This is a genomic window from Nostoc sp. FACHB-110 (genome assembly GCF_014697425.1).
Classification (GTDB): domain Bacteria; phylum Cyanobacteriota; class Cyanobacteriia; order Cyanobacteriales; family Nostocaceae; genus Nostoc_B.
The window spans coordinates 237829-257860 of the sequence record NZ_JACJRU010000003.1; the positions used below are offsets into that span (position 1 = coordinate 237829).

Consider the following 20032-nt stretch of genomic DNA (forward strand, 5'->3'; position numbering starts at 1 on the left):
TTTATAAATATCAACCGCCGATGAACACCCATAAACACCAATATGAAGATAAACAAGGGTTTAAAATTTTAGAATTGCAAAACCTTGATGTTAATTATGGCGGTATTCAAGCCCTAAAAAATATTAATTTAACAATTAATCAAGGTGAAGTAGTTACTTTAATTGGTGCGAATGGCGCAGGTAAAACTACTACACTCAGAGCAATATCTAAAATAGTTAATCCTAAAAGTGGCGCAATTCTTTATAGTGGGCGTAATATTACCCGTCGTCAACCTCACGAAGTTGTCAAACTAGGTATTGCCCATTGTCCTGAAGGGCGCAGAGTATTAGCACGACAAACAGTGTTTGATAACTTAATGTTGGGTGCTTATATTCGTTCTAATCAAGCAGAAATTAAAATAGATATTCAACGTCAATTTGAATTATTTCCCCGTTTGTCACAAAGGCGTAATCAACTAGCAGGAACACTTAGCGGTGGTGAACAACAAATGCTAGCGATCGCGCGGGCTTTAATGAGTAGACCAAAACTGCTATTGTTAGATGAACCAAGCTTAGGTTTAGCACCAGCAATTGTGCGAGAAATCTTCTCAATTATTGAAAATTTACGCGCTACAGGCGTGACTATTTTATTAGTTGAACAAAATGCTAACCTAGCCCTGCAAATTGCAGATAGAGGCTATGTACTCGAAGCTGGTTCTATCACTTTAACAGGTGCAGCATCAGAATTAATTAGTGATGAGCGCGTTAAAAAAGCGTATTTGGGGTAACTAATAATTCTTAAATATTTTCCCTAAAGCTTCTCTTATAATTCCTCACTTAGCGCACTTTGCGTCCTTAGCGGTTCGTTCCTGATTTCTTGTGCGTTAGCCCAACTTAATCTAGAGAGAGTAAAGCGGAAATAGATTAGACTGCCTTTTCAGACGGCAGAGTAATTATATTAATTTATATCTAGTAATATTTTTAATTATTAAAAAACATTACAATATTTATCATATATTTGAGTTTGCACCCGTCTTAATAAAATACCTATCCTTCCATAGGTGTGAGTTCCACGCGCCTTAGATAAACCCATGAGTCAAATAGTCTGGATCGCAAGACACGCCAACCGCCTTGACTTTGTTAACCCTGATTGGTTTCTTACCGCCGAACGACGTTACGATCCTCCTTTGTCTGATGATGGTTTCGTGCAGGCGAAACAATTAGCCCAACGCTTGAAAAACGAAAAAATTGCCCATATTTTTGCGTCTCCCTTCTTGCGAACCGTGCAAACCGCGAATGCAGTCGCCGAAGTGTTGGATTTGCCAATTAATTTAGAAACAGGCTTAAGTGAATGGCTAAATCCTGCTTGGATGACAGAAGAACCAGAAAGGCTATCAGTCTCAGCCCTAAAAGAGTTATTCCCTAGAATTGACGTTAGCTACACACCGCGCATTGCGGCTAAATACCCCGAAACTCACGAACAAGTCCGCGCCCGTTCAGGGCAAACTGCCAGATGTCTATCTACAGAATTCTTTCCAGAGCATATTTTATTGGTAGGGCATGGTGCTTCTGTTTTAGGAGCCGCAATGGGGTTAGTGGGTGAAGTTGCCAAAACAGAAGTTAAAGCTTCTTTATGTTCTTTAGTCAAGGTGGTGCTGCAAGGCCCAGAATGGTTATTAGAACTTAAAGGAGACACTTCTCATTTAACTGAGGTAGAAGAAGTAATTAGATTTGCGTAAATTCTTCAACTTGGTAGAAGACCAAAGACCAAAGGCATAAGACAATTGCTATATCATCCAGTCTCATTCATAGTTTCCATCCTTTCACCAGACTCTACAACTACAGCAACTAAATTACAGAATATTCTTTATGACTTTGTTACTTGCAGGAGATATCGGCGGCACAAAAACCATCTTGCGATTGGTGGAAACATCAGAAGAATCACCAGCATTACAAAATATCTATGAAGAAAGTTATCGCAGCAGTGATTTTCCTGATTTAGTACCGATAGTGCAACAGTTTTTGCTCAAGGCTAATGTAGCAACTCCGCAAAAAGCTTGTTTTGCGATCGCCGGGCCAGTAGTCAACAACACAGCTAAACTGACAAACTTAGCATGGTATCTCGATAGCGAACGTTTAGCCCAAGAATTAGGCATTGCCTCTATTTCCTTAATTAACGACTTTACAGCAGTTGGTTATGGCATTTTTGGCTTGGCTAAAGATGATATCTTCACGCTACAATCTGGCAAGCAAAAACCCGAAGCCCCCATTGCTGTGATTGGTGCGGGAACAGGTTTAGGACAAGGCTTTTTAATCAAGCAGGGAAACCACTATCAAGTTTTTCCTTCCGAAGGTGGACACACAGACTTTGCCCCTCGTAACGAGTTAGAGTTTCAACTCATGAAATACTTGCTGGATAAACATGATATTCAGCGAGTTTCAGTAGAAAGAGTAGTTTCCGGGCTGGGGATTGTATCTATTTACCAATTTTTGCGCGATCGCAAACAATCCATCGAATTACCCGAAATCGCCCAAATCGTCCGCACTTGGGAACAAGAAGCCGGAAAACAAGAAAAAAGCGTCGATCCTGGTGCAGCCATTGGTAAAGCCGCAGTCCAAAAAAGCGATCGCCTTTGTGAACAAACTCTAGAACTTTTCGTTGACGCTTACGGTGCAGAAGCCGGAAATCTCGCCCTCAAGCTTCTCCCCTACGGTGGCTTGTACATCGCCGGAGGAATTGCGCCAAAAATCCTGCCTTTAATTCAAAACGGCAACTTCTTGCTTAACTTTAGCCAAAAAGGCAGAATGCGCTCAATTCTAGAAGAGATACCTGTATATATTATTCTCAACTCTCAAGTAGGATTAATAGGTGCTGCTTTGTGTGCTGCTAGGTTATAACACTAGCATCATCAGTGATATCTGCATCGGCAGAGCAAAATCTATGACATTCACCAGATTTTTACCATTAATTGCCGCCACAGTTGTGTGCGGTGGTTCATTTGTCGTGGAAGCGCGTCAACCTCAACCACCAACCACCCCAAAGAAAGCAACCGTTGTTCAAAAAAAAGTACCAGTCCAACCCAAAAAACCCACCGTTGTTGAACCAGTCCAACCAAAGTGGCAATTATTTCGTGCGCCGGATGGCCGCTTCACCGTTTTGATGCCGGGAACACCCAACCAGCAAACCCAAACACAAAAAACCCAAATAGGAGAAATTGACTTAGAAATATTTGTCGCTGAACCACCAAAACAACAAGTTGCTTATGTAGTGGTTTACAACGATTTTCCTTACAGTTATGGGAAATTAACCAATCCTCAAACTATCTTAGATCAAGCACAATATATGGCTTTAAAAACTACGAAAAGTAGTTTAATTCGCCAACGTAATATTCGTAGTTCCAATGGTCATCCAGGCAAAGAAATCGAATATATTAATTCCGGAGGCAAAATTACCAAAAGTAGGATGTATGTTGCAGAAGGCAGACTTTATCAAGTTATGGCAATCACAACCAGAAAGCAACAAAAATCCCTAGCCAAAACTATTACAGGCTATTTGAATTCTTTTCAAGTAGTTTTGAAAAATTGATTCACTTCACTGCCTTGGATGAACCTCCAAGGCAATTTAGTTTTCAGGTACTATAGCAATTATGAAGCGGAAAGATTGATTAATCATTCTAAATCCTGAATACTTACTGCAAATTAAATAGGATAAATCTCATTAATATGAATAACCAAATCAAGCTAAATGACTATAAGCAAAAAATAGCTGATATTTACGATGATAGAAGCTATAAATATGATGAAAGTGAATGGCATATAAAAATTGCCCATCGTCTTGTGGAGTATGCACAAATTGATGATGGACAAAACGCTCTAGATATTGCTACAGGGACAGGCCATATAGCAATAAAAGTTGCTCAACTAGTTGGCTATAGTGGCAGTGTTCTAGGTATAGATATTTCTCCAGCTATGCTTGAGCAAGCTAGACGCAAGGCGGAAAAATTAAGTCTTCGCAATCTGGAATTTCAGTTAGCTGATGCTGAATCGCTAAATTTTTCTCATAACAGTTTTGACCGCATTTTGTGTGCTAATGCTTTTCCTTTAATGACAGATAAGTTAGCTGCTTTACGCCTTTGGTATAAATTGCTGAAACCTAATGGATTAATTGCTCTTCATGCGCCTGCTGATCAGGCATTTGCAGTAGGCATTGTTTGGCAAAATATATTAGCAAAATATGGTGTAGAAATTACAACTAACGAACTAATAGGTACTGTGGAAAAGTGTTCTGATTTACTTACAAAAGCTGGTTTTGGAAGAATTGAGATTCAGACTCAGCAGTATGGTACTTTTATTTCTCTAGAGCAAGCAAAGCAAAGATGGACTATCAATGCCAGCCTGACATTCCCTAACCCCTTATTACAGCTATCTCCACAGCAATTAACACAAGCGAAGGCAGAATTTGAAACCCAATTAGAAGCATTAGCAACCGAACAAGGGATTTGGAATGATGGGACTAGTTTTTTTGCGATCGCTCGCAAAGCAGAATAAAACCACAGATAAATTATCTGTGGTTTCACATTCCCAATACCGTTTCACGAAGCCTTTGCTTCCAAAGACTTCAGCAATTCAGTATTAACACCCGATTCCCGAGTTAAAGAAATTTTGCCAGTGCGGGCTATTTCCCGGATGCCGAATTTTTGTAGCACCTGCACAATCGCTACCATCTTTCCAGGATCACCCACCACTTCCAAAGTCAGGGAATCTTCCGCCACATCTACAACCCGCGCCCGGAAAATCTGAGCTAATTCCAGCACTTCTGAACGGTTGCTGCTAGAAGCATTTACCTTCAAAAGCATCAATTCGCGCTCAACACAGGGAATTTCGGTAATATCCTGCACTTTCAGGACATTAATCAACTTGTATAGTTGCTTGGTGATTTGCTCGATAATGCGATCGTCACCAGCCACAACCATCGTAATCCGAGAAATGCCTCCCTGCTCGGCTTGACCAACAGCAAGGCTTTCGATGTTGTAGCCACGACGGGCAAACAAACTAGAAATGCGGGATAGAACACCCGCCTCATCTTCTACTAGAACAGAAAGAGTATGTTTCATCTTTGCCAACACAGGCTCAGGGAGCGATCGCTAACGCAAGAATTAGCTAATCTCTACCTTACACGTACTGTTAAACTAAATTTTTGTATGGATAAGTTAGACTTCTTATTTTAAACTTATACCTGCACTCATTCCACTACTGAAACAGAAGTTATCCACAAATCATACTCAAAGCAGGAGCCACAACGAGTAAAAATCCTTTTTTTGACAGATGAATAATTCCTGTTGAAACCTTTATTCTCAAAATGTAATCGAACTCTCATCGGAGATTAACATTTATGGGTTGGTTAAAAAGATTATTTGGTTTAGAAAAACCACAAAACGCTCAAGTAAATCCCACTCCCCAAGCAGTACCACAAGCTGCTACAGCTGCGCCTACAGCCACTCAATCCATTCCCCCAGAAAGGCTAGGATTAAATGGTGAATATGACCAAAGCGGTTTAGCCAAGCGGGTAGCATTAGCTTTCGACCAAGATCAGCAGCTAGATGATGTTGATACACTCTGGGTTGCTCAAACAGGCGGCACTGTAGTTCTCAAAGGCAAAGTTCCTAGCCAAGATATTCTCAACAAAATGGTTTCGGTAGCGCGTTCAGTTAACGGTGCTACTGGGGTTGATACAAATCAAGTTCAAATCGGCTAAATTTTCTTGAATAGAAAATGAGGGATTCGTGATACTAAGTTGCTCTCCCAAAGAGCAATTTGGGCTGAGAGTAGAGAGTCAGAACAAGATGATGTTTCTTTGAACGCGCAACTTAGTACTAACGCCAGTAGGGCTTACGCCAGAGAACGAAAAATTAAGGTTTGAGAAAACGATGTAAGGGTGCAGGGGTATATGTATCCAAAACCCTTACACCCCAATATAAAAATCCGGTTTGATTTCTGAATCTAGTTAGGGAGTAGGGTTAACTCACATCTTGCACCTAGCCCCAGCGAATGGAATTCGCGGCTATACAAACGAAGTCCGCCTACGCGGACTGACGAGAAATCAAGGGTTTGGAACCCGCGCAGGCGGGTTTTGTCTGTGTAGCCGCGACTTCAGTCGCCTGGTGCAAGATATGAGTTAAGGGAATAGGCAAGAAGATTGATCTAGGTTTACTGCTTTTTTGCCTACATCAAACATGATTCCTAGATTAAATGATGGCTACTTTAGAAGGTTCTAAAGTGGCAAATAATCTTAAATTAAATTCTGCTTCAAATACTCCTTTTTTATAATCTAAATTCCACATTTCCAAGGCACAGTCATCATTGGGGTGAGAAGGAAAAACTAGCAGATGAAACTCTTGATCGTCAGGATAATATTTACACTGAATCTGCGATATGGCTCCAATTTGCCGCCTATCTAATGCCACGGCTAATCTTAGGATGGCACTTAATTGACTGACTATGAGGCGATGATTTTTGCTTAAGAGGTTGCGGAAGTTTTCATGCTTTTTCTTAGGCGGTGATTTGCGATGATAACGGGCTAAATTTGCAATAATTTCTATTTCAGTTTCGGTATAGCCCAGTAATTCACCGTTGCGAATTAAATAGTAAGAATGCTTGTGGTGGGCTGAGTGACTAATATAATGACCGCTATTGTGTAAAATCGCTGCTGCCCACAATAATTCCCGCTCTTCATCTCCCCAATTGTGTAAGATGCCTTGAGTTTGATCAAATAAACTTAAGGCAAAGACAGCAACGCGATCGCTATGTTCAATATCAATGTTGTATTTCTTTACCTGCTTCAGTACGCTACGTTGTCTTACCGAACTTTGATAACGTAATCTGTCTTCAATTAAACCGTGAGTTAGCATCCAATCAACAATTACGCCTTCTCGCAAAGCGCGTCCACATAATGTGACAGAATCTACACCCAACAGCGTCATTGCTTCTTGAAGTACGATCGCACCTGCTAAGATCACTTCTGCACGCTTTTCTGGCATACCAGAAATAGCCGCTCTTTCAACATTCGACATTTTTGCTAGGCGATTCACCCATTCTTGCAAATCTTTCAGGCTGAATTCGTAACCATTGAGTGTCGAAGGTACAAGACCCAGTTTTTCCCGCGCATTGATCAAAGCGATGGTTTCAATTGTGCCGGATGTGCCAACCAATCGCGGCGACTCGCCAGGCTGAATATTTGCTAGCACATCTTCTACAGAACGTTCTAGCATTCCTCTGGCATACGCTTGCAGATATTGAAATTCGCTGTTGCTAATCGGGTCAGTTGTGATAAATTCACCAGTGAGTCGCACTGCACCTACCTTGGTGCTAGTTAGAGTGCGTGGTTCGTGACTATCGCCCAAAATGATTTCTGTAGAACCGCCACCAATATCGATAATGATGTGGGGTTGGTTGTTAAATTCCATCCCCGATAGCACTCCTAAATAGATGCGGCGTGCTTCTTCTTGACCAGAAATTAAGTCAACGCTCAAACCTAATTCGCTATCTATTCTGTGGAGAAAATCTTTGCCATTGGGGGCTTCTCGCACGGCACTAGTCGCCACAGCAATGATAGTTTCAGCATTGAAAGTTTGAGCGACTGTTTGAAAACGTCGCAAACAAGCTATCGCTCTAGCCATCACTTCTGGTTTTAACTCGCCAGTGATCAAATCCCTATCGCCCAGGCGCACAGTTTCTTTTTCTCTGGTGATGATGCTAAAAGCTGGTAGGGTCGCGTCAATTTTTACCACTACCATGTGCAGCGAATTAGTTCCTAAATCAATGGCAGCAATAATCCGGTTTTGCTGAACTGGTGGAGTTTTCACACTCTCCCAGTTAGCTGAAGCTAAATTCAGCATCTAGTTTTCTCTCTCTATTTAGGAAGAACAGTAAAAGATGGTGTGTTGGGATTTTTGACTTTGAAACGAATGTCACCCAAAAGGCTGGGTGTAGGGGTGTTGGGTGTAGGCTACTTGTTAGTGATAAATTCTTTCCCTTAAACCCTTACACCCTATTTTTATTGAAATGTATTTAGCGTTGCAAATCTAGGTTGTGTTTTTACAAATATCAAATAAAGCTATTCTATAGATGTAAAGATGTGTTAATTAATCAGCATCCAGTAATTTTTTGTTGACTTCTTATGTTGAGTACGCCAAAACGCAATCAGGAACCTGTATGGCTTGTGATTATGCGGCTTTTACGGTGGCATAAACCGGAAGGTCGGTTGATTTTGATGATTCCTGCTCTGTGGGCTGTGTTTTTGGCGGCGGCTGGCCAACCACCTTTAGCTTTAGTCGGTGTGATTGTGTTGGGGACTCTCGCCACCAGTGCTGCTGGGTGTGTAGTTAATGATTTGTGGGATAAAGATATCGATCCAGAAGTTGAGCGTACACGCGATCGCCCCTTAGCATCTCGCGCTTTATCGATCAAAGTTGGCATTGTCGTAGCGATTATTGCTTTGGGATGCGCGGCTGTTTTAGCATTTTACCTCAATCCCCTCAGCTTTTGGCTATCAGTGGCAGCAGTTCCAGTCATTCTCCTCTATCCTGGGGCAAAGCGCGTATTTCCTGTGCCGCAGTTAGTACTATCCATTGCCTGGGGTTTTGCGGTTTTAATTAGCTGGAGTGCCGTGACGCAAAACATTTCTCAGCCAGCTTGGTTACTGTGGGGCGCGACTGTACTGTGGACACTAGGATTTGATACTGTTTATGCCATGAGCGACAAGGAAGATGACCGACGTATTGGTGTCAATTCTAGCGCGCTGTTTTTTGGCAATTATGCCCCACTGGCTATTAGTATCTTTTTTGCTGGCACAATCTTGTTACTCGCTTGGCTAGGTGTAGCAATTAACCTGCACATCGCCTTTTGGATCACCCTAGCACTAGCTACCATTGGCTGGGGTTGGCAATCGTGGCGATTAGCACAGCCAGATTTACCTAACGCCGCTTATGCCCAAATGTTTCGCCAAAATGTTTGGCTCGGCTTTATCTTGCTAGCTGGGATGATTGCTGGGTGTTTTTAAACAAAGCAGAAGGCTGGGGTATGAAAACGCCTCAGCGCACCTAACCTGCGGGAATGCCTAACGGCGAATGCGTTGAAAAAACCAAAACCCTAAACTCACCACATCCGGACTAATTCATCATAATTTTAAAAATATCCCGTAATTTCCCGGATTACACAAAGATTTCATCAATATCTTGAGAAGTCGATCCGCAATCCTACGAATAGTAGTTTACTAGTTGGGTATATGCCGATGAACATTAACAGCACCCAACTCAATGCAGCGATCGCACCTAGCTAAAGCCGCCATGATAGTTTGCCTCTCCCTTGGTAGTCTTGGTATTGTTGGGGGAAGCTTTTTTTTACGAAAAGCATTCAGTAGTACTACTGAATCGCAAATTATCACCAATACGAACCGCTATAGTGAAATCCGCAATCAGCTTTGGGCGAGTCCAGCCGAAATTCAGCATTTTCCCAGTGAAATTCCGGCTGATGCTAAAAATGTTCGCATCGCTTATTCCCCAGGAGTTGCCCAAGCTAGTAGTTTTTTTCAAGTCAGAGTCCAGAAATCCCCAGAACAAATCCAAAAATTACTCACTCAGTATCGCAAACTTGCCAAACATAAATATCTCGGCGGCGACACCAATGACCACGCTAACTTTCCTAACGGTGTCCCAACTACGTTTTTCTACACAGGTGATGCTGCTGGCGAAGCCTTTCCACCTGATTATGAAATATTAGTATTAAATGCCGAAGATCAAGGCAATCCTGGCTTTAAGTGGAATCACGGTGATAGCTACGGCGTAGCTATTAACAGTTCATCTGCCGAAATTGTTTATTGGGCGGAAAAATGGTAAGACTGACGATGTTGACACACAGCTTCTTTGGTTCTAGTGTGTCCTATCACCAGCAAATCTAAAAGACTGAATTTTGAAGTTTCCCTGGGTGAGTTGAAAGTATCCCCTAGGATTTATTAGAAGAAATTCAAGCGAGACTAGAAACTTTAATTTTCTAAAACTTATCCTTTACTTTCAAATTTACCCCACCAGATGGCGTAAATACTATACCACGACGCACAGATTTAAGAGGCACTTTATCTAGCAATTCTAGCGAGTAGTGTGAAAGGATTGTTGCCAACACTAATTTCATTTCAAATAAAGCAAACGCCATCCCCAAACAGCGACGATTTCCACCACCAAAGGGCAAAAATTCATATTGAGAAAATTGCCGTTCGAGAAAACGTTCTGGACGGAAACACTTAGGTTCGGGATATATATCAGGATTATGGTGAGTTGAATAAATAGAAACAGATACTGTCATTCCTTTGGGTAAGTCGTAGCCCATCAATTGCATCGGTGCTTGAAGGATGCGTGGTAAAGCAAATAAAACAACTGGATAAATTCGCAGTGTCTCGGAACAGACGGCGTTTAAATAAGGAAGTTGAGTAATTGTTGTGGGATCTGCACTACTGACATCAATTGAGTTGAGTTCTTGCAGCAGTTTTTCGCCCACTTCTGGATGATAGTGAACCCAATATAACGCCCAAGCTAATGCGATCGCAGTAGTTTCATGACCAGCAAAAAGCATAGTCATCAACTCGTCGCGTAACTCCACATCACTCATGGGTTGACCATGTTCATCGCGTGCAGACAATAGTAAACTCAGGATATCTTCACCTTGAGTTTGATGGCGGCGTTCTCGAATTTCTGCGTAAATTAGTTTATCAAGCTGTTGTCTGCGCCGGAGAAATTTACCCCAAGGACTCCAAGGGACTAAATCGCGTTGCAATGATTTAAACAATAGAAAAACAACACTCAAAGGCTCATTAAAAGTATTCAACATTTCGATTAAGATTTGTTGAATTTGTGCGTAGCGTTCTCCTTCTTGCAATCCAAAAACAGTACGTAAAATTACTTTTAGGGAAATATCTTGCATTTGCGGACGCGCCACAAAAGATTCTCCTACTTTCCATTTATTAGTAACTTGCTCTGTAATTTCCCGAATTAAATTACTATATGCTTTTATGCGATCGCCGTGGAAAGGAGGCATTAAAAGCTTGCGCTGTTGTAGGTGGCGATCGCCATCCATTAAAATTAGCGAGTTATCCCCTAACAACGGTTGCATAATCTGACTACCTGAGCCTGTTTCTAATAGTTTAGAATCAGCCGTAAATAGTTCTTGAATTCCTTTCGGGTTACTAATAATTACTTGTAGCGGAAAGGCGGCAAATCTAGAGAGATAAATATCCCCATAGAGTTGCTGATATCTATCTAAATTTTCGAGTGGTTGCAGAATTATGCGTACTGTCTGAAGCCATTGTGGTTCTGGTGATTCAATTGGCAGTTTAGGTTGTGTAGATGAATTTTGCTTGAGAGTAATCATTATTAATTCTCCTAGTTAGCTATTTTGCCACGCACAGAAATAGGTTTTCTAAACATGATGAACTATCAATAGCCAAACTTTATTTATTAGCACAATGCACTCAATAAAAAATCGCTTTGCGCACAGCAGCTGCTATTGGGTGGCTTACCCGACACTCTTAAGTATTACTCATGTTGCTTGGCTTGGGCGATCGCAGAATTAACTTCCTGACCATAAGCAATTTCCAGGTTATGACCGTCAGGATCGCGGATAAAAGCCCAGTAACCAACTGGCGCTCCATGCTCCTCTGGCCCTAATACCGATAAACCTTCTGAGTGTGCTTCATGACAGAGGCTGTCTACTTCCTCGCGGCTTTTACAAGCTACGCCGAGGTGGAAACTAGGTGCGGGTTGACATTGCGCTTTATCCATTTGAACTAGCACAATCACAAATGGTCGAGTTAAATCACTAATCCAAGCGACTTCGACTTTATGGATTGTATCGCTACGGCGATGCACTACTTTCATCCCAGCATACTTTTCATAAAAAGAAATGCTTTTGTTGATATCACTTACCCCAAGTGCAACATGAGTTAATCCAAGATCGGGCATTAGGGTTTCCTTCTCATAATCATCAATATCTTTCAGATTATAGGAATCCGTTTTGATTATTGAAATTATCTGCTTTAAGGAGTGCCGAGTGCTGAGTTTTGAGTTTTGAGTGCTGAGTTTTGAGGTTGGCGTTTCTAGGACTAGCCCTTTCAAGGTGTTGTGTGATGGGCTGATTTGTAGTTTGGTAAACACATATCTTGCACGCCTGCGACTGAAGTCGCGGCTACACAGACAAAACCCGCACTTCGACAAGCTCAGTGACCACCTGCGCGGGTTCCAAACCCTTGATATTGCGTTAGTCCGCGTGGTGCGCCAAGCGCAGCGCAAGCGCGATAGGCGGACTTCGTTTGTATAGCCGCGAATTCTATTCGCTGGGGCTAGGTGCAAGATGTGAAATCTCAACTGCTAAGATTCTAAACCAGAAAAAGCTGCAAAATCACACACCTTGAAAGGGCTAGTCCTAGTAGAGTTTCACTACAAAGTTGAGAAGATGGGAAGAAACGATTGATTTCTTGATATGTATGTCCGAATCTTTCAGCTTTGTATTTCAACATCGTGAGAAACATTCCCCACCCTTGGTCATTAATAGCTTTTGCCAAGTTAGGATTTTTTACCATGTTCTTCACTGCTAAATCTTCCACACAAATCACTTGGTTTTCAGATGCTATTTTGCGAGATAGCTTGTGTAGAAAATCTTCCCTAACTCTAGCTATTTCACTAGAGACTTTAGCTTTAATTGCTCTATACATGGTAGCGAGCCTACCGTGTTTGTGTATTCACGGTAACACATATTTTGATAGCTGTGTTAACCAAAACAAAATATTTTGTTCGTCTCGACGAATCAAGTTTTCTTTGTTTTCCCTACGCTCAAATACAATCAAACTACGCAACTCGACTCACTCGCAATTCATCTCAACACTGACCTGGGTACAGGTGAGCGTGTGAGCCTTCTTGCTGTTTAAGGTAAAAAGTAGGAATAAATAAAATTTTTCGCTACTTTCTCCTCACTTTGGAATTATCTCCTAGAATTATTTAGCTGCTTGACGGCACTATTACGTTCTCGCTCAATTTGTCTGACTAAACCAGCAGGTAATTGAGATTTTTTCGCCAAAGCTTGATCAAAATTAGCGATCGCATCTTGAGTTAACTGCTGATTTTTGTTTTTTCTGCCTTGTTCTTTGAGGATTTGGGCTTTGAGATAATACAATTCTGGATTCTCTGGTGTGCCTTTAATCGCCCGATTGGCATAATCTAACGCTTGAGAATATTGTTTTAAATCTCGGTAGGCAATAGCAATCCCTCTATCAGCTAAATACTCCGGCGCAGCGTTTCTCTCTAACCTTCCAATCGCCTCATCAGGATTGGCAAAAGGTAGGCTGACCGCTAACATCACATCCATATAGCCTCTGAGTAAATTCAACTCTGGGTCTTTTGGAGAAATTGCCTCTGCTTTATCTAAATATTGATAAACTTGCCGTAACCGACTTAAAGCTTGCGGCGCGCCATTGACTGTACCATCACGGGTTAAAATTACAGCCCCCTCAAAAAAATGTCCAACCGCTGTGTATATATTGCCCCGCAACGGGTCTTTGGCAATGAGTTTTTCTCCAGCCTCTAAAGTTTGTTTGCTATATTTATTTAACCCAGTTAAATCACCTTGGGAATATGCTAATGATGCCTGCATTGCATAAGCTAGAGGTTCATTTGGTTCTTTTTCTAAAGCTAATTTGAGGTAACGTTCGGCTTCTGGATAATTACCTTGTTGAAAAATAGCCTTAAACGCTGCTTCTGTATTATCGCCAATTTGATGAGCTTGTTCACCACGACCGAAGGGGTCGCCAGCTAGTGATGGAGTTACCCAGCAATTAAGTGCGATCGCAGCTGTTAAACTTACCTGAGCAACCTTAGTTAACTGAGTTAATACTATTTGCGAAATCGAAATTACTTTAGTCATCAGCACCCTCAGAACAATTGCGGTTGAAATAGTTGTATATCTTACCTAGAATGCAAAAAATAGTTTGTCCTTACTTAATTCTGCTTCAGCCAACACATTTCTAAAAGTTGACTTGAGTTAATTTTTCAAGTTCCCAGATAGTGTTTTAGCTCTGGTTGAAGGGTTATTCTGCCAAAATGAAGAGATAGACTTGCTGTGAAATCAAGCTTTAAAGCAGGTAATCTGGCATGAATCTATGCGGAATTTTTCATTTGTACTTGGTGTAGTTAGTTATTCGCCAGTTTTTGGTAATCTTAACAAATGCTCTATCTCAGAAATTTAATTTATCATCCCACAGCTTGCCCGACAGCAATTCTCAAATCAATTAACCTAGAATTACCGCCTCAGCAGCTAGGTTTGATTATTGGCCCCAGTGGTTCTGGTAAAAGCACACTATTAGAAATTTTATCTGGACTTGCCGAACCAACTTCTGGCGGAGTATTTTGGCGAGAACAAGAAATTATTGCCGAACAGCTGCAACAGTTAGCGGGCTTAGTATTTCAGTTTCCTGAAAGGCACTTTTGCGGCGGAACGATTTTAGAAGAATTGCGCTTAGGGCATCCTGAATTAGGCTCAGAACGTGTCAGACAAGCCTTAAGCGAAGTGGGATTAGAGCATTTATCGCTTTCCGCCGCGCCTTATGCTTTAAGTGGCGGACAACAACGACGTTTAGCTTTGGCGGTGCAATTAATTCGCCAGCCAAATGTATTGTTGTTAGATGAACCCACAGCTGGTTTAGACTGGTCAATGCGCCAACAACTAGTAAACTTATTAGCAAAACTCAAACAAGATTGGACATTGTTAGTAGTCACACATGATGCTGGTGATATGTTAGCGATCGCAGACCGTTGTTGGACACTTAATCATGGCGAACTGAAATCTGTAGATCCCACAACACTTAGTAGTAAAGTGAAAGAACCCCAACCAGCAGCATGACTTGAAAAGTATGAAGTGTGAAGTGTGAAGTATGAAATTTCATCTTTTATTCTTCTGCCTTTTGACCAATGACTAATGAATAATGACCAATGACTAATGACTAATTCCACAACTCCTTTGCTGCCAGAAATGGCAGAAATTTGGCAGCAAACTCTTAATTGGCAACCTACTACTCAACAGCAAGAAAAATTCCAGCAGCTTTACCAGTCAATTTTAGAAGGTAACGCTCAGTTAAATTTAACTCGCATCACCGAACCTCAAGAATTTTGGGAGAAACATCTCTGGGATTCTTTGCGGGGAATTGTCCAACAAGGGCAATTTATTCCATCCTTGCAAGAAGGTGCATCGGTAATTGATATTGGCACAGGTGCAGGTTTTCCTGGTGTTCCCGTAGGAATAATCGCACCTAACAGCACAGTAACTTTATTAGATTCAACTCGCAAAAAAATTAACTTTATCGATAAAGTCATCACAGCACTGGAACTAAAGAATTGCCAAACCTTAGTTGGCAGGTCTGAAGAAATTGGTCAGCAAACCCAGCACCGCCAAATCTATGATCTTGCTTTAATTCGTGCCGTTGGTACTACTTCTGTGTGTGCAGAATATACATTACCCTTGTTAAAACAAGGTGGTTTAGCAGTAATTTATCGCGGTACTTGGACAGAAGAAGAAACTCAAGCTTTGCATAATGCTGTCAAGCAATTGGGTGGAGAAGTAGAATCAATTGAACAGTTTATAACTCCTCTGAGTGATAGTATTCGCAATTGTTTATATTTAAGAAAAATAGCAACCACACCTGCTAAATTTCCCCGCGCTGTTGGTGTACCCACTCAAAAGCCATTATGATTTTTGGTTGCATAAATTAACATTTAACCTGTATTTTTCTACAGAATATGTTAAAAGCCGAAAAGCATTAAACAAGTGCTAAATAGACTTTTAACAATCTCTATAATCTGCCCAGTGTTAGTTGAGTGAATATGAATTGAACTATAATATCTACCCATAATAATTTACCTAAATTTGGGGCTATTTTAGCCTACCTATTATTAACATAGCCACTTGCATCTAGTCAGGGAAGATTATTTTATATAGCTTTTTATAAAGTAAAAATAAAATTACTTTAGGATGTGTTAGCCACCTACTTTTAATATTAATTGTCACGCAATAAATTATCAAAGTGCCTAAAGCACCGCCACGTAATATGGTGCGTTACGCTACGCGACAACACACGCTACTGAAGATTGACTGTTTGTATTTGCAGAAGGTGGCAATTAATTACACCTGATAAGTTTCCCCGTGCAGTTGGTGTAACCACTCAAAAGCCACTGTCATCAATTTCAGCAAGGTACTAGAAGTAAGTAGCGATCGCATACTACCTGGAACAACAAATTTTTTCCAAACAGATAACCTATGTCTATGGTCTCTACCCTCAGTCAGCCTTGCTTTTCCCAGACTGTCTCGATATCACAGCTTCTACAGAGACTATGCAATGATATCCATTGTAAATTTATTTAAACTTATGTAAATATTTGTGATATTTTGATTGGGGGGCAGAATTGTAACTCACAAATTACTTGCTCCATATCGGGTTCAGTTGAAAACTTACTCAGGTATTCCTCTATATGGCAATTACAATCGACTCCGCCCGCGGTATTTTCCCCAACACCCTTTCAGCGGATGCAGTACCAGCTTTAACAGCGCGGTTCAACCAACTCAGCGCAGAAGATCAACTTGCATGGACATGGTTTGCTTTTTTGGAAATGGGTAAATCCATTACCGTTGCGGCTCCTGGTGCAGCTAGTATGCAGTTTGCAGAAGGAATTCTGAACCAAATCAAGCAAATGACATATCCTGAACAAACTCAGGTTATGTGCGATCTTGCTAACAACGCAGATACACCTATTTGTCGTAGTTATGCTACTTGGTCGCCTAACATTAAGCTAGGTTTTTGGAATCAGCTTGGAGAATGGATGGTGCAAGGCATAGTCGCGCCAATTCCCGCTGGCTACAAGCTATCAGCGAATGCTAATGCCGTATTAGAAACTCTCAAAACCTTAGATCAAGGGCAACAAATTACTGTCTTGCGGAACTCCGTTGTGAATATGGGGTTTGATGTCAATAAGCTAGGTGGTTACACCAGAATTTCAGAACCTGTGGTTGCACCTAAAGCAATTTCTGAGCGTACCCAAGTTAAAATTGAGGGTATCGACAACCCAACGGTGTTGAGTTACATGAACAACTTGAACGCCAATGACTTTGACGAACTGATCAAGTTGTTCGTGGCTGATGGTGCTTTGCAGCCTCCCTTCCAAAGACCAATCGTGGGTAAAGATGCCATCTTACAATTCTTCCGCGAAGAATGCCAAAACCTCAATTTGCTACCAGAACGAGGTATCGCTGAACCCGCAGAAGATGGTTATACTCAGGTGAAAGTGACAGGTAAAGTTCAGACTCCTTGGTTTGGCGCATCTGTAGGGATGAATATGGCTTGGCGATTTTTAATCAACCCTCAAGGTAAAATTTTCTTTGTAGCCATTGACTTGTTGGCTTCGCCTAAAGAACTACTCAACCTAGTTCGTTAGAGAAACTCAAGCTCAATAAATTATAGGCGATCGCACTGAGCGCTCTTTTCACCAAGAGCGCTTAATTTCTCTGGACAAATAAAACAATCCAAATCCAATAACTACCGTATAAATTTTAGTTTGAATTTTAGTTTGAATCATGCAAGCAAGTGAAGCCGAGTGGACGGAAATCGAGAAAAAAATAGCTCGAACTGCCTTTGAACAAGCCTACCGAAGAGAAATTGAGGCACTGCTTCAACAAGTTCAACAGGAGGCTAGTACCCTTGTAGAATTGAATGATCTCTGGCGATTACACGATTTCTTAAGTGCTAAAAGGCATGAAGTTGAGGGTAAGTACGACTACCAATACTCTATTCTGCTCTTTGTCTTCGCTGGATTGGTGAAGGAAGGCTGGCTACATCTTAACGAACTGGAAGGACTGGATAAAGACAAGCTATCCAAGGTCGCTGTTCTGTCTCGTATGTAGCCTAATATAGCAACCCTCTAATAAGATCCAAAATCTGTTCTCTATTCCCACTGTTGACAAGCAAGCGGTTTGTCAATCCAACAGGATTGTTATATAGTCACTACTCTTTGTGGGTAAATCCGATACTATAATTCTCGCAGAAGTCAGACAATTTGAGATTTTGGATTTTTGATTGACCCCATAAGTAAATCTAGGAGTTTGTACCTTTAAAAAATTGTTTGTTGATTAACGAAATTTGCTGGCTTCTGCAAACCGCTTGTTAATTTCATCCCAATTCACTACATTCCACCAAGCTTCTAAATAATCCGCACGACGGTTTTGGTAGTTGAGATAATAGGCGTGTTCCCAAACATCATTACCGAGAATAGGATACTTACCTTCGCTGATGGGATTATCTTGATTCGCTGTAGTTGTTATTTCTAGCTTGCCATTGTTATTGCGAACCAGCCAAACCCAACCACTACCAAAACGTGCTGCGCCAGCTTCGTTAAATTGTTTTTTTAAAGCTGCAAAATTGCCAAAATTTTGATTAATTGCAGCAGAAATTTCTCCTGTTGGTTCTCCACCTCCCTGCGGTTTCATGATTTTCCAGAACATAGAATGGTTAACATGACCACCACCGTTATTACGGACTGTTGTCCGAATATCGGCTGGAATTTTGCCAAGTTTGCGTAAGAGTTCTTCCACAGATTTGTTTTTGAGTTCTGGGTGTTTGTCTAATGCTGCATTCAGATTTTTCACATAAGCTGCATGATGCTTATCGTGGTGAAACTGCATTGTTTTGGCATCAATGTGTGGTTCGAGTGCATCATAGGCATAGGGTAAAGGTGGTAGTTCAATTGCACCTGCGGTGGTTTGTGGTTTATCTGCCAAGGCAACGGAATCTAATGCAAAAGCACCTGCACCTGCACCCAGTAAAAATAAGAAATGTCTTCGGTTTAGAGTCATAACAGTTTTTTGCAGCGAATCTACACTATTTATCGCTAGTTTTTATTGTTATAGATTACGGCGGCAAAAACTCGAATAATCTGATATCTTGTAACTAACTGGATAAACTTTAACTTGTGACCAATGCTACTAAGCAAAAGCCAGCAGTTTACAAGTTAATATCACAGCCCGTCCGCAGACACCGCTTCACTTCAAATTCTGATCATTTAACTATAATCTTTCTGCAAGTGAAAAGGCGCGGGTTAAGCTAGATTAAGTTTAGTTAAATTTGAGTCATGTCTGACTTCAAAGAAAACATCGCCACTCTTGCGAGAAAGTTTGTTCCCTCTTATCGATTCATTCGCACTCACGAATCAACCCTTGGTAAAAGTCATCAACTGCAAACACAACTGAATCATCACTCAATTAAAGTTGTAAATTGGAATATTGCCAAAAATAACTTTGAAAAAACTTGGTTCAAAGATTTTTTCCGAATTCTAAGACAGCATCAGCCAGATTTAATCTTTTTCCAAGAAGTTCGGATGGGTGTAGGTGGAGAACAAATTATTGGCTTTAATAACTTTAGTTGGGCTTATGCACCTAATTTTATTGATGCTCATCATCAAACTTATTCTGGGATTTTAACAGCAGCTAATATTAGTCCTTTGAGCAAAAAAGCTATAGTAACTCAACACTATGAGCCTTTAGTTAATACGCCTAAAGTTTCATTAATTACAGAATATCCTTTATCTCAGCAACAAAAGACACTCTTAACTATTAATAGTCACTTAATTAATTTTGTCGATATTAATAAATTTCAAACTCAATTACAAGAAATAGAGTTAGCTTTATCTACCCATGAAGGGCCGATTATTTTTTCTGGTGATTTCAATACTTGGAATCGCCAAAGAGCAATACTGCTAGATAAAGCTGTCACTAAATTAGGCTTAAAAGCTGTAGAATTTGCGCCGCACGAAAGTAAGAAGATTAAAAGGTTTCTTTTGTCACCCCCCTTAGATTATATTTTTTACAAAGGATTAATAGAAAAATCTGCCAATGCTAAAGTTTTAGACGAAATTAATTCATCCGATCACAAACCATTACTGGCAGAATTTAGTTATGTCGATACGTAAAAAATAAA

The 20032-nt window shown here is 40.9% G+C and carries 20 protein-coding genes and 1 pseudogene; 14 read left to right on the forward strand and 7 right to left on the reverse strand.

What is annotated here, in order from left to right; translation table 11 throughout:
- Positions 1 to 20: 20 nt before the first annotated feature.
- The 5 genes from H6G69_RS05165 (at position 21) to H6G69_RS05185 (ending at position 4527) form a co-directional block, all read left to right on the forward strand.
- Positions 21 to 767 carry an ABC transporter ATP-binding protein gene (locus H6G69_RS05165; protein ID WP_190682609.1) on the forward strand — a complete coding sequence of 249 codons (747 nt, stop codon included), beginning with the start codon at positions 21 to 23 and terminating at the stop codon, positions 765 to 767.
- Between the two features lie 303 nt (positions 768 to 1070).
- The gene (locus H6G69_RS05170; RefSeq protein ID WP_190682612.1) at positions 1071 to 1718 is read left to right on the forward strand and encodes a histidine phosphatase family protein; all 648 of its coding nucleotides are present in this window, start codon (positions 1071 to 1073) and stop codon (positions 1716 to 1718) included.
- Between the two features lie 130 nt (positions 1719 to 1848).
- Positions 1849 to 2877 carry a glucokinase gene (locus tag H6G69_RS05175; RefSeq protein ID WP_190682615.1) on the forward strand — a complete coding sequence of 343 codons (1029 nt, stop codon included), beginning with the start codon at positions 1849 to 1851 and terminating at the stop codon, positions 2875 to 2877.
- A gap of 43 nt (positions 2878 to 2920) precedes the next feature.
- A complete protein-coding gene (locus H6G69_RS05180) occupies positions 2921 to 3565 on the forward strand; it encodes a hypothetical protein (protein WP_190682618.1) in 645 nt (214 codons plus the stop codon).
- A gap of 137 nt (positions 3566 to 3702) precedes the next feature.
- On the forward strand, positions 3703 to 4527 hold the full coding sequence (locus tag H6G69_RS05185) for a class I SAM-dependent methyltransferase (protein WP_190682621.1): 825 nt from the start codon (positions 3703 to 3705) through the stop codon (positions 4525 to 4527).
- A gap of 44 nt (positions 4528 to 4571) precedes the next feature.
- Here the strand turns inward: H6G69_RS05185 and ilvN are convergent, their stop codons facing one another.
- Positions 4572 to 5093, reverse strand: a complete 522-nt coding sequence (ilvN, locus tag H6G69_RS05190) for an acetolactate synthase small subunit (protein WP_190682624.1) — start codon at positions 5091 to 5093, stop codon at positions 4572 to 4574.
- Positions 5094 to 5371: 278 nt separating this feature from the next.
- On the opposite strand from ilvN, the gene H6G69_RS05195 reads away from it, so the two are divergent.
- Together H6G69_RS05195 and H6G69_RS05200 are read left to right on the forward strand one after the other, a co-directional pair.
- Entirely contained in the window at positions 5372 to 5734 is a 363-nt protein-coding gene (locus H6G69_RS05195; RefSeq protein ID WP_190682627.1) for a BON domain-containing protein, read from the forward strand.
- Positions 5735 to 6008: 274 nt separating this feature from the next.
- Positions 6009 to 6158, forward strand: coding sequence for a hypothetical protein (locus H6G69_RS05200; RefSeq protein WP_190682632.1), 150 nt, complete (start codon positions 6009 to 6011; stop codon positions 6156 to 6158).
- A 66-nt stretch (positions 6159 to 6224) separates the two neighbouring features.
- Here H6G69_RS05200 and H6G69_RS05205 read toward each other — a convergent pair whose 3' ends face one another.
- A complete protein-coding gene (locus H6G69_RS05205) occupies positions 6225 to 7874 on the reverse strand; it encodes a Ppx/GppA phosphatase family protein (protein WP_190682635.1) in 1650 nt (549 codons plus the stop codon).
- A gap of 281 nt (positions 7875 to 8155) precedes the next feature.
- On the opposite strand from H6G69_RS05205, the gene H6G69_RS05210 reads away from it, so the two are divergent.
- Together H6G69_RS05210 and H6G69_RS05215 are read left to right on the forward strand one after the other, a co-directional pair.
- Entirely contained in the window at positions 8156 to 9037 is an 882-nt protein-coding gene (locus tag H6G69_RS05210) for a 4-hydroxybenzoate solanesyltransferase (RefSeq protein WP_190682637.1), read from the forward strand.
- Between the two features lie 256 nt (positions 9038 to 9293).
- Positions 9294 to 9872: a hypothetical protein gene (locus H6G69_RS05215; protein ID WP_190682640.1), complete on the forward strand. Its 579-nt coding sequence runs from the start codon at positions 9294 to 9296 to the stop codon at positions 9870 to 9872.
- 154 nt (positions 9873 to 10026) lie between these two features.
- On the opposite strand, the gene H6G69_RS05220 is transcribed toward H6G69_RS05215, so the two are convergent.
- From H6G69_RS05220 to H6G69_RS05235, 4 genes and pseudogenes are all read right to left on the reverse strand, one after another.
- Positions 10027 to 11397: a cytochrome P450 gene (locus H6G69_RS05220; protein ID WP_190682643.1), complete on the reverse strand. Its 1371-nt coding sequence runs from the start codon at positions 11395 to 11397 to the stop codon at positions 10027 to 10029.
- Positions 11398 to 11561: 164 nt separating this feature from the next.
- The gene (locus tag H6G69_RS05225) at positions 11562 to 11987 is read right to left on the reverse strand and encodes a VOC family protein (protein ID WP_190682646.1); all 426 of its coding nucleotides are present in this window, start codon (positions 11985 to 11987) and stop codon (positions 11562 to 11564) included.
- Between the two features lie 449 nt (positions 11988 to 12436).
- A pseudogene (locus tag H6G69_RS05230) lies at positions 12437 to 12730 on the reverse strand (RNA-guided endonuclease TnpB family protein); the annotation flags it as partial.
- A 272-nt stretch (positions 12731 to 13002) separates the two neighbouring features.
- Positions 13003 to 13941: a Sll0314/Alr1548 family TPR repeat-containing protein gene (locus tag H6G69_RS05235; protein WP_190682649.1), complete on the reverse strand. Its 939-nt coding sequence runs from the start codon at positions 13939 to 13941 to the stop codon at positions 13003 to 13005.
- Between the two features lie 300 nt (positions 13942 to 14241).
- Here H6G69_RS05235 and H6G69_RS05240 point away from each other — a divergent pair, with 300 nt between their 5' ends.
- The 4 genes from H6G69_RS05240 (at position 14242) to H6G69_RS05255 (ending at position 17964) form a co-directional block, all read left to right on the forward strand.
- Entirely contained in the window at positions 14242 to 14916 is a 675-nt protein-coding gene (locus H6G69_RS05240; protein ID WP_190682652.1) for an ABC transporter ATP-binding protein, read from the forward strand.
- Between the two features lie 96 nt (positions 14917 to 15012).
- Positions 15013 to 15762 (forward strand): 16S rRNA (guanine(527)-N(7))-methyltransferase RsmG, encoded by a 750-nt coding sequence (gene rsmG / locus H6G69_RS05245; RefSeq protein WP_190682655.1) that lies wholly within the window; start codon positions 15013 to 15015, stop codon positions 15760 to 15762.
- Positions 15763 to 16538: 776 nt separating this feature from the next.
- Positions 16539 to 17498: an orange carotenoid-binding protein gene (locus tag H6G69_RS05250; RefSeq protein WP_190682658.1), complete on the forward strand. Its 960-nt coding sequence runs from the start codon at positions 16539 to 16541 to the stop codon at positions 17496 to 17498.
- Between the two features lie 139 nt (positions 17499 to 17637).
- Entirely contained in the window at positions 17638 to 17964 is a 327-nt protein-coding gene (locus H6G69_RS05255) for a hypothetical protein (protein ID WP_190682661.1), read from the forward strand.
- Between the two features lie 225 nt (positions 17965 to 18189).
- On the opposite strand, the gene H6G69_RS05260 is transcribed toward H6G69_RS05255, so the two are convergent.
- A complete protein-coding gene (locus H6G69_RS05260) occupies positions 18190 to 18912 on the reverse strand; it encodes a superoxide dismutase (RefSeq protein WP_242071979.1) in 723 nt (240 codons plus the stop codon).
- 275 nt (positions 18913 to 19187) lie between these two features.
- Here H6G69_RS05260 and H6G69_RS05265 point away from each other — a divergent pair, with 275 nt between their 5' ends.
- The gene (locus H6G69_RS05265) at positions 19188 to 20024 is read left to right on the forward strand and encodes an endonuclease/exonuclease/phosphatase family protein (protein ID WP_190682665.1); all 837 of its coding nucleotides are present in this window, start codon (positions 19188 to 19190) and stop codon (positions 20022 to 20024) included.
- The last annotated feature ends 8 nt before the right edge of the window (positions 20025 to 20032 follow it).

Bases quoted from the DNA above. Each gene is read 5' to 3' on its own strand.
- H6G69_RS05210 (WP_190682637.1), top strand. From the start codon at position 8,156: ATGTTGAGTACGCCAAAACGCAATCAGGAACCTGTATGGCTTGTGATT.
- H6G69_RS05180 (WP_190682618.1), top strand. From the start codon at position 2,921: ATGACATTCACCAGATTTTTACCATTAATTGCCGCCACAGTTGTGTGC.
- H6G69_RS05185 (WP_190682621.1), top strand. From the start codon at position 3,703: ATGAATAACCAAATCAAGCTAAATGACTATAAGCAAAAAATAGCTGAT.
- H6G69_RS05250 (WP_190682658.1), top strand. From the start codon at position 16,539: ATGGCAATTACAATCGACTCCGCCCGCGGTATTTTCCCCAACACCCTT.
- H6G69_RS05205 (WP_190682635.1), bottom strand. From the start codon at position 7,874: ATGCTGAATTTAGCTTCAGCTAACTGGGAGAGTGTGAAAACTCCACCA.
- H6G69_RS05220 (WP_190682643.1), bottom strand. From the start codon at position 11,397: ATGATTACTCTCAAGCAAAATTCATCTACACAACCTAAACTGCCAATT.
- H6G69_RS05225 (WP_190682646.1), bottom strand. From the start codon at position 11,987: ATGCCCGATCTTGGATTAACTCATGTTGCACTTGGGGTAAGTGATATC.
- ilvN (WP_190682624.1), bottom strand. From the start codon at position 5,093: ATGAAACATACTCTTTCTGTTCTAGTAGAAGATGAGGCGGGTGTTCTA.
- H6G69_RS05235 (WP_190682649.1), bottom strand. From the start codon at position 13,941: ATGACTAAAGTAATTTCGATTTCGCAAATAGTATTAACTCAGTTAACT.
- H6G69_RS05170 (WP_190682612.1), top strand. From the start codon at position 1,071: ATGAGTCAAATAGTCTGGATCGCAAGACACGCCAACCGCCTTGACTTT.
- H6G69_RS05215 (WP_190682640.1), top strand. From the start codon at position 9,294: ATGCAGCGATCGCACCTAGCTAAAGCCGCCATGATAGTTTGCCTCTCC.
- H6G69_RS05195 (WP_190682627.1), top strand. From the start codon at position 5,372: ATGGGTTGGTTAAAAAGATTATTTGGTTTAGAAAAACCACAAAACGCT.
- H6G69_RS05255 (WP_190682661.1), top strand. From the start codon at position 17,638: ATGCAAGCAAGTGAAGCCGAGTGGACGGAAATCGAGAAAAAAATAGCT.
- H6G69_RS05165 (WP_190682609.1), top strand. From the start codon at position 21: ATGAACACCCATAAACACCAATATGAAGATAAACAAGGGTTTAAAATT.
- rsmG (WP_190682655.1), top strand. From the start codon at position 15,013: ATGACTAATTCCACAACTCCTTTGCTGCCAGAAATGGCAGAAATTTGG.
- H6G69_RS05240 (WP_190682652.1), top strand. From the start codon at position 14,242: ATGCTCTATCTCAGAAATTTAATTTATCATCCCACAGCTTGCCCGACA.
- H6G69_RS05175 (WP_190682615.1), top strand. From the start codon at position 1,849: ATGACTTTGTTACTTGCAGGAGATATCGGCGGCACAAAAACCATCTTG.
- H6G69_RS05265 (WP_190682665.1), top strand. From the start codon at position 19,188: ATGTCTGACTTCAAAGAAAACATCGCCACTCTTGCGAGAAAGTTTGTT.
- H6G69_RS05260 (WP_242071979.1), bottom strand. From the start codon at position 18,912: ATGACTCTAAACCGAAGACATTTCTTATTTTTACTGGGTGCAGGTGCA.